1 protein-coding gene is annotated in these 567 nt (G+C 37.9%); it reads left to right on the forward strand.

Annotation, left to right across the window (positions count from 1 at the left end; translation table 11 throughout):
• On the forward strand, nucleotides 1-567 hold a 567-nt coding region (locus tag J3495_RS19030; protein ID WP_210668561.1), incomplete at both ends, for an ISAon1 family transposase.

Genomic DNA, 567 nt, shown 5'->3' on the forward strand with positions numbered 1-567 from the left:
TGCAAACTCAATATAAAGATTTTCTAAGTGATTTTAAAGTTTGGGATCAACTACCACATGCTAAAAAATGGCTTCTTTTTCCACAGAATATCGGAAAACGTTTATCCATAGATGAAACCTCCCTTTCAAATGGCGAACTCTATACTATTTTAACCAACAAATCAGGTAAAGGTAGAAAAGGCACCATAGTGGCTATGGTTGCAGGAACTAAAGCAGAAACAGTGATTGGCGTTATTGAAAAGATCCCTCTTCAACAACGAAATCTAGTCAAGGAAATCACTTTGGATATGGCCGGAAACATGGGATTGATAGCTAAGAAGTGTTTTGCTAATGCTACCCGCATTACAGACCGATTCCATGTTCAAAAGCTGGCTACAGAGGCCCTGCAGGAAATCAGGATTAAATATCGCTGGGAAGCCATCGATCAAGAGAATGATGCAATTGAAAAAGCCAAAAAGTCAAAAGTAAATTTCGAATCTAAGATACTCTCAAATGGAGATACCCTTAAACAATTACTAGCCAGAAGTCGCTATTTCTTGTACAAAGCCAAAACGAAATGGACTCAAA

The organism is Flavobacterium geliluteum, assembly GCF_017948595.1.
Classification (GTDB): domain Bacteria; phylum Bacteroidota; class Bacteroidia; order Flavobacteriales; family Flavobacteriaceae; genus Flavobacterium; species Flavobacterium flavipigmentatum.